The following is a 14198-nucleotide window of genomic DNA, read 5'->3' as shown; positions in this document are numbered from 1 at the left end:
CCCCTAAAAATACTCATAAACTGCAGAGTTACCGATGGAGAAACAACTGTTCACTATGCGGCTTCTAATGTACACAGTAACGGATGTTGGTTTTCTCTGGCAAATTGATTTACTTGTAACACTTTCGTTTCAGCAATGCCAAACGAATAAACACCACATATTCCCTTACCTTGGTGATGGATAGCCAACATAATGTCCGTGGCCTGTTGTTCATCCTTATTAAAAAAACGTTGTAGCACTTCAATCACGAAATCCATCGGAGTGTAATCATCGTTATTTAACACGACTTTATACATTGAAGGTGGTTGTAGCTCCGATTCAACACGCTCTTCTGTGTGCTCTACGCTGCCTAATCTACCCATGTGTTAATACTAGCCTCTAGTTTGGTACAAGACCAATTGATATTATTAAATTAATTAAATGTTGTCATTTTGTTAATTTTTACTTGACATCTTTTCGTACAAATTTCATTCTGTTCTGAGGCGGCAATAAAAGACCGCTGATTAAAATAAGTTTTACTATCTTACTGGTAAGTAGACAACAGAAGGAAGTGGAAGTATGGCAAGCGGAACTGTTAAATGGTTCAACAACGCCAAAGGATTCGGGTTTATTTGCCCAGATCAGGGTGGCGAAGATGTATTTGCACATTATTCAACAATCGAAATGGAAGGTTATAGAACGCTTAAAGCGGGCCAACCTGTAGATTTCGAAACTGAGCAGGGCCCTAAAGGGATGCATGCTTCAGCCATTTCACCGACTAAATAGTCGTTGAAACTATAAAACAAAAAGGCAGAGATTTTAATCTCTGCCTTTTTTATTTCACATAAATAATGTAAATAATTTATCGTTTGCTTATAAATCAAACAAAAACGACCCCATCACCTTCAACTTAGCCTCAACTTTTACTTTGTCCATCTTAGATTTTAGCTCAGGTATAAAGCTGCAGAGATAAAAAAAGCAGAGACGTTCATCTCTGCTTTTTAATTAATCGCTCTTTTAAACCGATTATCGCTTAGCCTGTAATAAATGAATTAAGCAATTGGCTAGGACGCATCGCTTTCTCAGCTTTAACAGCGTCTAAACGGAAATAACCGCCTAAATCAACCGCTGGGCCTTGCGAGTCATTTAATTCAGCAACAATTGCAGCTTCATTAGTCGTTAATGATTCAGCAAGCGCGCTAAATTCAGAGGCTAAATCAGCATCTTTCGCTTGAGCCGCTAATGCTTGAGCCCAGTACATCGCTAAATAGAAATGACTACCACGGTTATCAAGCTCACCGACACGACGTGAAGGAGACTTGTTGCTATCTAAGAACTGACCAATGGCAGCATCAAGCGTATCGGCTAATACTTGTGCTTTCGGGTTATTTTGTGTTTGGCTTAAATGCTCAAGCGATGCCGCTAACGCAAGGAACTCACCTAATGAATCCCAACGTAAGTGACCTTCTTTCTCAACTTGTTGAACATGCTTAGGCGCACTACCACCCGCACCTGTCTCGAATAAACCACCGCCATTCATTAGTGGCACGATAGATAGCATTTTCGCACTGGTACCCAGCTCAAGAATTGGGAACAAGTCAGTTAAGTAATCTCGTAAAACGTTACCCGTTACTGAAATGGTATCTAAACCTTCATGTACACGTGCGAGTGTCGCACGGGTTGCAGCTACAGGCGCTAGAATTTGTAAATCTAATCCGTCTGTATCGTGATCTTTTAAGTAACGCTCAACCTTAGCGATTAACTGCGCATCGTGCGCACGGTTACTGTCTAACCAGAAAATTGCAGGTGTATTACTTAAACGTGAACGATTTACAGCAAGTTTTACCCAATCACGGATTGGTGCATCTTTAACTTGGCACATTCTGAAAATATCGCCAGTTTCAACATTATGGCTCATTAATACATTGCCATTACTGTCGATAACTTTCACTAAACCAGCAGTCTCAATTTCAAATGTTTTATCATGGCTGCCGTATTCTTCAGCTTTTTGCGCCATCAAACCAACATTTGGCACACTGCCCATTGTTGTTGGATTGAACGCACCATTGGCTTTACAGAATGCAATTGTTTCTTGGTAAACACCGGCATAACAACGATCTGGGATCATAGCCTTAGTGTCTTTCAACTGACCATCAGGGCCCCACATTTTTCCTGATGAACGAATAGCAGCTGGCATTGATGCATCAATAATGATGTCACTAGGAACATGTAAGTTAGTGATTCCTTTATCAGAATCAACCATAGCAAGTGCAGGACGCTTTGCGTAAACAGCTGCAATATCAGCTTCTACTTCAGCGCGTTTTGCTTCTGGTAATGTTGCAATTTTTGCGTAGACATCACCAAAGCCATTGTTAACATCAACACCGAGTTCATCAAACAATGCTTGGTGTTTAGTGAACACATCTTTAAAGAACACTTTAACTGCATGACCAAATAGAATTGGGTCTGATACTTTCATCATGGTTGCTTTTAAATGCAGTGATAATAAAACATCTTCTGACTTAGCAGCTTCAATTTCACGTTCGTAGAAAGCAACAAGCGCTTTGTTACTCATCACAGCAGTGTCGATGACTTCACCGGCTTGTAAAGGCAAGTCCTGCTTAAGCACAACATCTTGACCATCAGCTTTAGTTAATACAATGCTAACTTTATCTGCTTCGGCAACGGTGACAGATTGCTCGCTACCGTAAAAGTCACCTTCTTGCATGTGAGCAACGTGAGAAGCTGAATTACTTTCCCATTTACCCATTGAATGCGGGTTTTTCTTAGCATAATTTTTTACTGAGCCTGGCGCACGACGATCAGAGTTACCTTCACGTAAAACAGGGTTTACTGCACTGCCCTTAATTTTGTCATAACGGCTTTGAACTTCACGTTCAGCATCTGTCGTAGGCTCATCTGGATAGTTTGGAATATCATAACCTTTGGCTTGTAGCTCAGCGATACAGGCTTTTAGTTGTGGAATTGAGGCACTGATATTCGGTAATTTGATAATATTTGCTTCAGGCGTCCCCGCCATCACACCAAGCTCTGTTAACGCATCAGAAATTTTCTGTTCTGCTGTTAACTTTTCAGGAAAGTTGGCGATAACACGGCCTGATAAAGATATATCTCGGGTTTCTACTTTAACACCAGCAGCATTGGTAAATGTACGGATGATTGGGAGTAATGAAAGCGTCGCTAAAGCGGGTGCTTCATCAGTTTCAGTATAAATGATCGTTGGAGAATTATCTTTCATGCTTTTTCCTACATTATTGAAATAAAAAGTTTTTATAATTTTATTATTGTAATAACTATCTACCTTTCAACTGCATCAATCTATAAGCCGATGTCAGTTGTATATGGCACAAATCCCTATGAAATTAGAAAAATAATGTGTGGCTGCTTGTGTAAAAACGGGCACAGATCACATTTTTTAGGCCAACATCATAGACCATTATCTGTAAGATTCAAATTCCACTAAGGCCCAATGCCAAGTAAACTATACAAAATGAATCAATTTCATCCTAAATAGGCTTATGTATGTCAGCAAATGACAAACCCAAACGTTTTAGCACTAAACCTGCATTTTCCAAAGTAAATAAAAAACACCGTAAGCCGACTAAGCGCACGGTAAGTAAACCTGTTGAAAATCCGATAATAGTGTTATTTAACAAACCTTTTGATGTTCTATGTCAATTTACTGATGAATCAGGAAGACAAACTTTAAAAGATTTTATTCCGGTAAAAGATGTCTATGCCGCTGGCAGATTAGATAGAGACAGCGAAGGATTATTACTGCTGACCAATGACGGTAAATTACAGGCAAAATTAACACAACCGAATAAAAAGACTTTCAAGACATATTGGGTGCAAGTTGAGGGTGAACCTAGCGAACTCTCAATTACTGCACTACAGCAAGGTGTTGAATTAAAAGATGGAATGACATTACCAGCGAACGTTAAGGTGATTGAAGAGCCCACAGTTTGGGAACGAGTTCCGCCAGTTAGGGAAAGAAAGTCGATCCCCACTACATGGTTAGAAATACAAATTTGTGAAGGCCGCAATCGTCAAGTTAGAAGAATGACCGCTCATGTTGGCCACCCCACTCTAAGATTAATTCGCTATAAAATAGGTCAATGGAGTTTAGATGACTTGCCTAATGGTGCTTATAAAACCATTAAGCAGTAACACATTAATAATAAAAATGATGAGAGGACGACACCATGTCAACACTTCGCTATAAGCCTAATACGACTGTCGCCTGCGTAATCCATAGTCAGGGAAAATTTTTATTCGTTGAAGAACTCATTGATAACCAACTACGTCTAAATCAACCCGCTGGCCATATTGAAGCCCATGAAACACTCGAGCAGGCCTGTAGAAGAGAAGTTAGAGAAGAAACTGGGCTGGATGTTACATTAACTGGCCTTATAAGCATTTATCAATATAGTGCCAGTGAAGAATTAGCTTTTGTGCGTTTTACTTTTGCAGCTGAATGGCAAGATAACGACCAATGCATACCACTAGACAACGACATTATCGCGTGTCACTGGTTAACTTTAGATGAAATTAAACAACGTAAAGCGGTCCTTCGCAGCCCGTTAGTCATTAAATCCATAGATGACTTTTTACATAAAGCTCACAGCCCATTATCACTGATTAATAGTGACTTACAGGTGATAGCCGACAACAATAATGCATGATAGAATATGCGCCGCACAATTTAGAGATTTTCGTAAGGTATTTATCTACGAATAAAGACTGGGTTTGTTGACTTGAAAAGCACTCGACTCGACCACATGTTCATCTCTTGTATCCGTAATTTCACTGGTTTTTAGGTTTTATGACATCAATCAATCCCGATTCAAATGGTAAAAAAGTCATCGTAGGCATGTCCGGCGGTGTAGATTCTTCAGTTTCTGCATACTTGCTCCAACAGCAAGGATATCAGGTTGAGGGATTGTTTATGAAGAACTGGGAAGAAGATGACACGGATGAATATTGTCTTGCAGCTGAAGATTTAAAAGATGCGCAGGCAGTATGTGACAAGCTAGGCATTGAGCTTCACACAGTTAACTTCGCCTCTGAATACTGGGACAATGTATTTGAGCACTTTCTTGCTGAATATAAAGCAGGTCGTACTCCTAACCCAGATATTATGTGCAACAAAGAAATCAAATTTAAAGCATTTTTAGAATTTGCAGATGAAATTTTAGATGCTGACTTTATTGCGATGGGCCATTATGTCCGCCGCCGCGACAACGAAGACGGTACCACTCAAATGCTACGTGGTATTGATAACAACAAAGATCAAAGCTACTTCTTGTATACCTTAAGTGACCAACAGGTCGCTAAAAGTTTATTTCCCGTCGGCGAACTAGAAAAATATCAAGTACGTGATATCGCCAAAGAAATGGGCTTAATTACCCATGATAAAAAAGACAGTACAGGTATCTGTTTTATCGGTGAAAGAAAGTTCACTGACTTTTTAGGTACATATTTACCAGCGCAACCTGGTGATATTGAAACCGCTGAAGGCGAAGTCATCGGAACCCACCAAGGTTTGATGTACCACACACTAGGTCAACGTAAAGGGCTTGGCATTGGTGGCATGAAAAACAGTAATGATGATCCTTGGTACGTCGTTGAAAAAGACTTATTGCGTAATGTTTTGATTGTCGGCCAAGGTGGAAACCACCCTCGCCTGATGTCAAATGGCATGACAGTAAGTCAACTTCATTGGGTTGACCGCAAAGGCCCATGTTCACCCGCTAAGATTACCGTGAAAACACGTTACCGTCAGCAAGATGTTAACTGCACCGTGACGACTGAAGGTGATGACAAAATTAGCGTGATATTTGATGAGCCAGTAGCTGCTGTGACACCTGGTCAGTCTGCTGTTTTTTATGATGGTGAAGTCTGCTTAGGCGGCGGTATTATCGATACACTAATTAGAGGATAGAGCGTGAGCCAAGTATTATTTGAACGCACTATGGCGTTTGCAGGTATTTTACAAGCGATTGCTCAAGTTCAACATCTCGCGCGTCATGGCGATTCAGACGAAACAGCTCTTGCTGCGAGTCTGAACACCATTATGGTGACTGACCCAGATTCTGTTTCAGAAATTTATCAAGATAAACAAGCACTCAATAAAGGGTACCAACTGATTGAGAATCAGTTAGGTGATGGCAACAGCAAAGATGTTGAAACCACTCGTTACCTGGTTGGGATGCTCGCATTAGAACGTAAGCTCGCGCGCTCAGCAAATGGGTTAGGTATGTTAGCCGAACGTATCAACCAAGTGCATCGTCAATTACATCACTTCGCCATTACCGATGAACAAATCATTGCGAGTTTAGCGAGCATATACAGCGATGTGATCAGTGAGCTTGGCCCCAAATTACAAATTTCTGGTAATCCAGCTTGCTTGCAACAACCGCAAGTACAACAAAAAATCCGTGCTTTACTTTTATCAGCTATGCGTAGTGCAGTTTTATGGCGCCAACTCGGAGGCAAACGTCGCCACCTCGTTTTTGCTCGTAAAGCCATTGTGGATACTGCTATTAGTAGCCGTAAAAATAATTAATCGTATCACCCTACAACAAAAGTTCATCAAGGAGCTTCAAATGGATCTTTCTGCACTGACTGCTATCTCTCCGATAGACGGTCGTTATGGTAGCAAAACCACCTCTTTAAGAGGCATTTTCAGCGAATTCGGTTTAACTAAATACCGTGTTCAAGTTGAAATTAACTGGTTAAAACTACTTTCTAGTTGCCCAGAGATTGAAGAAGTTCCGCCATTCAGCGAAGAAGCATTAACTTTACTGGATAGCATCAAGGATAACTTCAGCGAAGAAGACGCGTTACGCGTTAAAACAATTGAAAGAACCACCAACCACGACGTTAAAGCGGTTGAATATTTCATTAAAGAAAAAATTGCAGACAACGCTGAGTTAGTTGCAATTGACGAATTTGTTCACTTCGCTTGTACTTCTGAAGACATTAACAATCTATCTCATGCGTTAATGCTTAAAGAAGCACGTGATTTAGTATTAGCACCTCAGTGTCTTGAAATTGTTGATGCAATCAAAAAATTAGCGGCAGAAAACAAATCTGTACCGTTAATGTCACGTACACACGGTCAACCAGCATCACCTTCTACATTAGGTAAAGAAATGGCAAACGTGGCAGTTCGTTTAGAACGCCAACTTAACCAAATCAACGCTGTTGAAATCATGGGGAAAATCAATGGTGCAGTTGGTAACTACAACGCACACATCTCTGCTTACCCTGAAGTTAACTGGCATGAATTGTCACAACGCTTTGTAACAAGCCTTGGTATTAACTGGAACCCATACACCACTCAAATCGAACCGCATGATTACATTGCTGAACTATTTGATGCTGTTGCTCGTTTCAATACTATTCTTATCGATTTCGATCGTGATATCTGGGGCTACATTGCATTAGGTCACTTTAAGCAACGTACTATTGCTGGCGAAATTGGTTCTTCTACGATGCCACATAAAGTTAACCCTATCGATTTTGAAAACTCAGAGGGTAACCTTGGTATTGCTAACGCACTTATGCAACATCTTGCTGCTAAGTTACCTGTTTCAAGATGGCAGCGTGACTTAACAGACTCAACCGTATTGCGTAACCTTGGTGTCGGTATGGCTCATTCATTAATTGCTTATCAAGCAACAATGAAAGGGATCAGTAAGCTTGAAGTGAATGAAGAAAACTTACGTGCCGAATTAGACAAGAACTGGGAAGTACTGGCTGAACCGGTACAAACTGTGATGCGTCGTTACGGTATCGAAAAGCCATATGAAAAATTAAAAGAGTTAACACGTGGTAAGCGTATTGATGGCGAACAACTTGCTACATTCATTGATGGTTTAGCGCTGCCTGACAGTGTTAAAGCTGAACTTAAAACAATGACACCAGCTAACTACATCGGCCGCGCTGAAGCGTTTGTTGATGAGTTAAAGTAATTTATAAACAGCTATCTGTTTAAATTAAGGAATGGCGACATCTCAGCAGAGCTGTCGCCTTTTTATTGACTATGTATACATTAAATTTTGATACTGCGGCGTTTGTCAAAGACACTTGGCAAAAAAAGCCTATTGTCATTAAAAATGCTTTTAATGCCTTTGAAGATCCGATTTCTGCCGATGAATTAGCAGGCTTGGCAATGGAAGAAGATATTTCTTCTCGTATTGTCCAAACGAAATCGGATGGTTGGAATGTCATACAAGGTCCCTTTGAGGATTATGACGAATACGGCGAAGACGGATGGCAATTATTAGTACAAGCAGTTAACCATTGGTATCCTGAGTCACAAGCTTTTGTTGAAGCATTCCGGTTTTTACCAGATTGGCGCTTTGATGATTTGATGGTGTCTTTTGCAACACCTAAAGGCGGTGTAGGACCTCATATCGATAATTATGATGTATTCATTATTCAAGGCGAAGGCGAACGTCGCTGGAAAGTCGGTGATAGAGGCGACCATAAACAACGTGGCGGCGATATAAATAGCCCATTAGTTGATGACTTTGAGCCAATTATCGATGTGGTTTTAACTAAAGGTGACATCCTTTACATTCCACCTGGTTTTCCCCACTGCGGCGAAACATTGTCACTGGCATTGAGTTACTCAATCGGTTTTAGAGCACCAAGCCAACAAGAACTGTTAACAGAATTAGCTGATGCATTGATTGACAATAATTGTGGCCAACACCGTTTTACTTCGAATGAAGAAGTCGCAAATAAAGGCCAAGTAAGCCAAGTACAACAACAAGGGATTATGGATTTATTAGCCCAACTGGCAAACGATCCAAACCAATATCAAACAATGCTTGGGAAAATGTTAAGCCAAAGCCGTTTTGAGCTAGACATTAACCCATTTGAACAAGCGATTAGTTCAGCAGATGTGATTGAAGCCATTGAAGACGGTGCAAGCTTACAACGCGTCGGCGGACTCAAAATTCTGTCACTAGAAAACGATAAACAAGCACAAATCTATATCAATGGTGAAGCTGTAAACGTTGACAATATAGAGAGTGAGATTATCGATATCGTCAGTAACGAGCATCTCATCTGTCAGTCAGTTTTACTGAACTGGAAAGATTTACCCGCAGTCATCACAATACTCACATTATGTGTAAATCAAGGTTGGTTATACTTCGCTGAATAGCGTGTAAAGGTCTTGAAGTATTAATACAAAAAAGGCGCTTACCCATTGGGTTAAGCGCCTATTGTATAATAGCGATTGTTACTGCTAATACAATTCAGACTGACCATTTGGCCTTGTTTTTAAAAACTTCAAAAACCACATGTATTGCTCAGGGTAAGCAATAATGACTTGCTCCACCATCTTATTAAGCGCGATGGCCTCATTATCCTTGCCCACCATATCTTGCTCATCAACTGCAGGCATTAATGTTAAGTTGAATTGATATTTCTCGGTGTCATAGCCAATCTTTACAGGAATAACCCTCGCCTTACCCGCCTGTGCAAGACGGCCAACCACTGGCAAAGTAGCTTTCTCCGTTCCAAGTAAAGGCGCAAAAACACTTTGTTCGGGTCCTAAATCTTCATCTGGTAAGTAAAAGAAACTGTTATCTTGACGTAATTCACTGATTAACGCGCGTATACCCGCTTCTCGCATGTAAACCCGCCCTTTTTGACTACTACGTAGGCGATTACTAAACCAGTTAAACAAACCGTTTCGGTGGGCTTTCGCCATGGTTACCATTGGTAATGCTAAATTTAACCTGATCCCAGCATAATCAATCGGCCAAACATGAGGCATAATAAAGATAATGGGTTGGCCCGCGTCCCTCGCAGCTTGCACATGTTCATAACCCGCTATCGTCACTCGACGTTTAATATGCTCATTCGACCTAATCAAAAGCTCAGCTTGTGACAACAAGGCTAAAACAAACATATCCACGTTTGCTTTAATTAGCGACTCAACTTCATCAGCAGACTTTTCAGGAAAACACGTTTGAATATTAATCCGTGCAACTTGAATAGGTTTTTTAGCAATTCGCATCACTAACTTTGCCAGTAAACGAGAAATGGGATCACGTACTCTGGCAGGTAAGATGCCAAAAATAAATAAAACAGCAATTGCTAACCATGAGCCCCAATATCTTGGGTGAAGTAAGGAAAGAGTGAACCGACGATCGAAATGTTTTGCTTGTCTAGCCAAAAGAAACCTCAGAGATTACAACAACACGAACAAAAAACGATATAAACAAAAGGAATGTTTCAACGTCATATAATACCAATTATATGATTCCAACGGCACACATTTTAACGCCATTCACGACAATCGTTGATGTTTTGCTAAATATACAAACAAAAAAGCCACTCTTCAGAGTGGCTTTTACAACGAAAGCGAAATTATTTCTTAGCCGAGTTAGATTCTTCTACTCGAGTTTTCAGCTTTTGTCCTGGACGGAAAGTCACAACACGACGGGCTGAAATCGGAATATCTTCACCAGTTTTTGGGTTCCTTCCCGGTCTTTGATTCTTATCGCGCAGATCAAAGTTTCCAAAGCCAGATAACTTGACCTGCTCACCACTTTCAAGAGCTTCTCTAATTTCTTCAAAGAAAGACTCAACCATCTCTTTGGCAACACGTTTGTTAATGCCCAGCGTTTCAAAAAGATGTTCTGCCATTTCGGCTTTGGTAAGTGCCATACTTTTAATCCCTCAACGATGCGTTGAACTCGGTCTTAAGTGCAGAGACAACTGAATCAACTGTTTCAGTAATGTCTTTTTCTTCAAGTGTACGAGTAATGTCTTGTAATGTAAGTGCGATTGCTAAGCTCTTTTTGCCAGCCTCTACACCTTTACCTCGGTATACGTCGAACAAGTTTAAGCCAACCAACTGATTTTCGCCAACTTTTCTTATCAAATTCATAACATTAGTTGCAGAAACTTCTTCATCAACAACAACAGCAATATCACGTCGATTTGCAGGAAACTTAGATACAGTCTGGGCTAGCGGCAAACTGGCATGCAGTAAAGCGTCCAGTTCTAACTCAAAAATAATTGTTTTGCCATTGAGTCCAAAAGGCTTTTCCAAACTAGGATGGACAGCACCAATGATACCAATAACTTGATTATTTCGTAGTATTTCAGCACATTGCCCTGGATGAAGAGCAGAATGTGTTGCACTTCTAAAAGTAAATTCAGAAGTTGAAACTGTCAAGCCGATAATTGATTCTAAATCACCTTTTAAATCAAAGAAGTCGACAGTTTTTGAGTCCATAGACCAATGTTCGTCATTTTGAACACCAGAAATTACCGCACCAATCATTGGTTCTTGTCTAACACCAGAATCTGCTTTGGCATCAGGTACAAAGCGTAAACCCGTCTCGAATAAACGCACTCGACCTTGTTGACGACTTTGGTTATAGCCTACTGACGTTAATAGTCCAGTGAACATAGATAAACGCATTGCTGACATTTCTACTGAAATAGGGTTCGGTAGAATCATCGCTGGCGCGTCAGGATGAACAAGGTTTTGCTGTTTAGGATCAACAAAGCTATACGTCACTGCCTCTTGGAAACCTCGAGCGACTAGCACATTACGTACTTTACGTAATGAAATATCAGCTTCTTTGTGATCAGACATGGTTAACGAAGCAACAGGCGCAATATTCGGGATATTGTTATATCCATAAATCCGCGCAACTTCTTCAATCAAATCTTCTTCAATCGCCATATCGAAACGGTAAGTTGCAGTAACAACGTCCCATGTATCTGCTTTGGCAGTCACGGTGAAGCCTAAACGTTCAAGGATTTCAGTCACATCAGTATCAGGGATATGATGACCTAAAATCTTATCTAGTTTGCTACGACGAAGCGTTAAGTTAACCGGCTTAGGTAAATTTGCTTCTGTAACAGCTTCTTCCACAGGGCCTGCTTCGCCGCCACAAATATCTAATACAAGGCGAGTAGCACGATCCATTACTTTGTGTTGTAGTTCTGGGTCAACACCACGCTCAAAACGATGTGAAGCATCGGTATGTAGCCCTAAGCGGCGTGATTTACCCATGATCGCAAGCGGAGCAAAGAATGCACACTCTAACAAGATATCTTGAGTCTTCTCAGTCACACCTGTTTTTTCGCCGCCAAACACACCAGCTAAGGCAATTGAGCCAGTGTCATCTGCGATAACTAAAGTGTCATCAGGTACAGTCACTTCATTGCCATCAAGCAATGTCAGCTTTTCTACACCATCACTTAAACGTACTTGAATCGCACCAGTTAGCGTTGCTAAATCAAACGCATGCATTGGCTGACCGTACTCAATCAAGACGTAGTTGGTGATATCAACGATTGGATCAATTGAGCGAATACCACTACGGCGTAATTTTTCTTGCATCCATAATGGGGTTGCGGCAGCAAGGTTAACATTCTTAACCACACGACCTAAGTATCGAGGACATGCTTCATCAGCAATAACATTAATTGCCACTTTATCGTCGATTGTAGCTGTCACAGCTTCCCATGTAGGCTCTGTCACAGTCTCACGATTTAATACACCAACTTCACGAGCAAGACCTGCCATACCAAGACAGTCAGCACGGTTAGCCGTTAAATCTACATCAATAACCGCATCGTTAAGATCTAGGTATTCACGTACATCTTTGCCAATAGGTGCATCTGTTGGTAATTCGATAATGCCATCACTTTCGATGTCGATACCTAATTCACCGTACGAACACAACATACCAAATGATGGTTGGCCACGTAATTTAGCTTTTTTAATTTTGAAATCGCCAGGAAGCACTGCGCCTACCATAGCAACCGCAACTTTTAATCCTAAGCGGCAATTAGGTGCGCCACAGACGATGTCGATAAGTTCTTCATCACCTACGTTAATTTTTGTTACACGTAATTTGTCTGCATCTGGGTGTTGGCCACATTCAACCACTTCACCCACAACGACACCACTAAACTCACCCGCTACTGCATCTACGCCATCTACTTCAAGACCTGCCATAGTGATTTGGTGAGATAAGTCTTCACGGCTTACTGATGGGTTAACCCATTCACGAAGCCAAGATTCACTGAATTTCATCTGTTTATTGCTCCGTTATTTGAATTGCTTAAGAAAACGTAAATCGTTTTCGAAGAAGGCACGTAGGTCGTTAACGCCGTAACGCAGCATCGTTAAACGCTCAACACCCATACCAAAAGCAAAACCAGAGTATTTTTCAGGGTCGATACCGACACTGCGAAGCACATTAGGATGTACCATGCCACAACCTAATACTTCTAGCCATTTACCGTTTTTACCCATTACATCAACTTCAGCTGATGGCTCAGTGAACGGGAAGTAAGATGGGCGGAAACGAACTTGCAAATCTTCCTCGAAAAAGTTGCGTAAAAAGTCATGTAAAATGCCTTTAAGTTCCGCAAAATTAACTTTTTCATCCACTAACAAGCCTTCAACTTGGTGGAACATTGGCGTATGAGTCTGATCGTAGTCATTACGATAAACACGACCTGGAGAAATAATACGTAATGGTGGTTTTTCATGTTCCATCGTGCGAATTTGAACACCTGAAGTCTGCGTGCGTAGCATGACTTTAGGGTTAAAATAAAAGGTATCGTGATCGGCACGTGCAGGATGATGTTCTGAAATATTTAGTGCATCGAAGTTATGGAAGTCATCTTCAATTTCAGGACCATTCTTAACTGAGAAACCAAGTTCACCAAAGAAAGTTTCGATACGTTCTATAGTACGTGTGACAGGATGAAGTCCACCCATCTCAATTGTACGACCGGGTAACGTCACATCGATTTTTTCAGCGATAAGTTGTGCTTCTAATTCCGCAGATTTTAAGCCTTCAATGCGTGCAGAAAGTTCTTTCTGTACAGCTTGTTTAGCTTGGTTGACTGCTTGTCCAAAAGCAGGCTTTTCTGCTGGGCTTAAGCTGCCCATTAATTTCATCATGTCAGTGATTTTACCTTTCTTACCAAGGTAATCGACACGGATATCATCCAATGCCTTTAGATCACTGGCCTTACCTATCACTTCTAAGGCTTGTTCTACGATCTCAGTTAACTGCTGCATTATATCTTCCACTGCATTCTTGCATATCAAATGCGTTAGGGCGCCTAAGGTTCAGGCGACATTATTAGTCTTAGTGTTAAAGCACGCTTTACACTTAGAGCATGGGGTTAAA

At 40.9% G+C, this 14198-nt stretch carries 13 protein-coding genes; 7 read left to right on the top strand and 6 right to left on the bottom strand.

Annotated features, from left to right (window positions below; translation table 11 throughout):
- Window positions 1-53 precede the first annotated feature (53 nt).
- Complete coding sequence (gene clpS / locus J8L86_RS13965; protein WP_055024440.1) at window positions 54-362, bottom strand: ATP-dependent Clp protease adapter ClpS; 309 nt, start codon at window positions 360-362, stop codon at window positions 54-56.
- Between the two features lie 196 nt (window positions 363-558).
- On the opposite strand from clpS, the gene cspD reads away from it, so the two are divergent.
- A complete protein-coding gene (gene cspD / locus J8L86_RS13960) occupies window positions 559-765 on the top strand; it encodes a cold shock domain-containing protein CspD (RefSeq protein ID WP_055024439.1) in 207 nt (68 codons plus the stop codon).
- 247 nt (window positions 766-1012) lie between these two features.
- Here the strand turns inward: cspD and J8L86_RS13955 are convergent, their stop codons facing one another.
- Complete coding sequence (locus J8L86_RS13955; RefSeq protein ID WP_211030840.1) at window positions 1013-3238, bottom strand: NADP-dependent isocitrate dehydrogenase; 2226 nt, start codon at window positions 3236-3238, stop codon at window positions 1013-1015.
- A gap of 284 nt (window positions 3239-3522) precedes the next feature.
- Here J8L86_RS13955 and J8L86_RS13950 point away from each other — a divergent pair, with 284 nt between their 5' ends.
- From J8L86_RS13950 to J8L86_RS13925, 6 genes are all read left to right on the top strand, one after another.
- Window positions 3523-4170 carry an rRNA large subunit pseudouridine synthase E gene (locus J8L86_RS13950; RefSeq protein WP_065108266.1) on the top strand — a complete coding sequence of 216 codons (648 nt, stop codon included), beginning with the start codon at window positions 3523-3525 and terminating at the stop codon, window positions 4168-4170.
- A 35-nt stretch (window positions 4171-4205) separates the two neighbouring features.
- The gene (locus tag J8L86_RS13945; RefSeq protein WP_065108267.1) at window positions 4206-4685 is read left to right on the top strand and encodes an NUDIX hydrolase; all 480 of its coding nucleotides are present in this window, start codon (window positions 4206-4208) and stop codon (window positions 4683-4685) included.
- Between the two features lie 140 nt (window positions 4686-4825).
- Window positions 4826-5944 carry a tRNA 2-thiouridine(34) synthase MnmA gene (mnmA, locus tag J8L86_RS13940; protein ID WP_211030839.1) on the top strand — a complete coding sequence of 373 codons (1119 nt, stop codon included), beginning with the start codon at window positions 4826-4828 and terminating at the stop codon, window positions 5942-5944.
- 3 nt (window positions 5945-5947) lie between these two features.
- Window positions 5948-6568 (top strand): high frequency lysogenization protein HflD, encoded by a 621-nt coding sequence (gene hflD, locus J8L86_RS13935; protein WP_055024434.1) that lies wholly within the window; start codon window positions 5948-5950, stop codon window positions 6566-6568.
- 40 nt (window positions 6569-6608) lie between these two features.
- Window positions 6609-7979, top strand: coding sequence for an adenylosuccinate lyase (purB, locus tag J8L86_RS13930; protein WP_065108269.1), 1371 nt, complete (start codon window positions 6609-6611; stop codon window positions 7977-7979).
- 71 nt (window positions 7980-8050) lie between these two features.
- Window positions 8051-9181 carry a cupin domain-containing protein gene (locus J8L86_RS13925; RefSeq protein ID WP_065108270.1) on the top strand — a complete coding sequence of 377 codons (1131 nt, stop codon included), beginning with the start codon at window positions 8051-8053 and terminating at the stop codon, window positions 9179-9181.
- An 84-nt stretch (window positions 9182-9265) separates the two neighbouring features.
- Here J8L86_RS13925 and lpxM read toward each other — a convergent pair whose 3' ends face one another.
- The 4 genes from lpxM to pheS all read right to left on the bottom strand — a co-directional run bounded on the left by lpxM (window position 9266) and on the right by pheS (window position 14086).
- A complete protein-coding gene (gene lpxM / locus J8L86_RS13920; protein ID WP_080915538.1) occupies window positions 9266-10201 on the bottom strand; it encodes a lauroyl-Kdo(2)-lipid IV(A) myristoyltransferase in 936 nt (311 codons plus the stop codon).
- Between the two features lie 194 nt (window positions 10202-10395).
- Window positions 10396-10695, bottom strand: a complete 300-nt coding sequence (gene ihfA / locus J8L86_RS13915; RefSeq protein ID WP_055024430.1) for an integration host factor subunit alpha — start codon at window positions 10693-10695, stop codon at window positions 10396-10398.
- A gap of 4 nt (window positions 10696-10699) precedes the next feature.
- Window positions 10700-13087, bottom strand: coding sequence for a phenylalanine--tRNA ligase subunit beta (gene pheT / locus J8L86_RS13910; protein WP_211030838.1), 2388 nt, complete (start codon window positions 13085-13087; stop codon window positions 10700-10702).
- A 15-nt stretch (window positions 13088-13102) separates the two neighbouring features.
- Window positions 13103-14086 (bottom strand): phenylalanine--tRNA ligase subunit alpha, encoded by a 984-nt coding sequence (gene pheS / locus J8L86_RS13905; RefSeq protein ID WP_055024428.1) that lies wholly within the window; start codon window positions 14084-14086, stop codon window positions 13103-13105.
- Window positions 14087-14198: the final 112 nt, after the last annotated feature.

This window comes from Shewanella sp. MMG014 (assembly GCF_018100775.1).
GTDB lineage: Bacteria > Pseudomonadota > Gammaproteobacteria > Enterobacterales > Shewanellaceae > Shewanella > Shewanella japonica.
Note: the sequence above shows the minus strand (reverse complement) of the source record. Positions and strands in the feature narration are given on the sequence as shown.

Excerpts from the sequence above, each read along its gene's own strand:
- clpS (WP_055024440.1), bottom strand. The coding sequence starts at position 362 with ATGGGTAGATTAGGCAGCGTAGAGCACACAGAAGAGCGTGTTGAATCG.
- cspD (WP_055024439.1), top strand. The coding sequence starts at position 559 with ATGGCAAGCGGAACTGTTAAATGGTTCAACAACGCCAAAGGATTCGGG.
- J8L86_RS13955 (WP_211030840.1), bottom strand. The coding sequence starts at position 3,238 with ATGAAAGATAATTCTCCAACGATCATTTATACTGAAACTGATGAAGCA.
- J8L86_RS13950 (WP_065108266.1), top strand. The coding sequence starts at position 3,523 with ATGTCAGCAAATGACAAACCCAAACGTTTTAGCACTAAACCTGCATTT.
- J8L86_RS13945 (WP_065108267.1), top strand. The coding sequence starts at position 4,206 with ATGTCAACACTTCGCTATAAGCCTAATACGACTGTCGCCTGCGTAATC.
- mnmA (WP_211030839.1), top strand. The coding sequence starts at position 4,826 with ATGACATCAATCAATCCCGATTCAAATGGTAAAAAAGTCATCGTAGGC.
- purB (WP_065108269.1), top strand. The coding sequence starts at position 6,609 with ATGGATCTTTCTGCACTGACTGCTATCTCTCCGATAGACGGTCGTTAT.
- J8L86_RS13925 (WP_065108270.1), top strand. The coding sequence starts at position 8,051 with ATGTATACATTAAATTTTGATACTGCGGCGTTTGTCAAAGACACTTGG.
- ihfA (WP_055024430.1), bottom strand. The coding sequence starts at position 10,695 with ATGGCACTTACCAAAGCCGAAATGGCAGAACATCTTTTTGAAACGCTG.
- pheT (WP_211030838.1), bottom strand. The coding sequence starts at position 13,087 with ATGAAATTCAGTGAATCTTGGCTTCGTGAATGGGTTAACCCATCAGTA.
- pheS (WP_055024428.1), bottom strand. The coding sequence starts at position 14,086 with ATGCAGCAGTTAACTGAGATCGTAGAACAAGCCTTAGAAGTGATAGGT.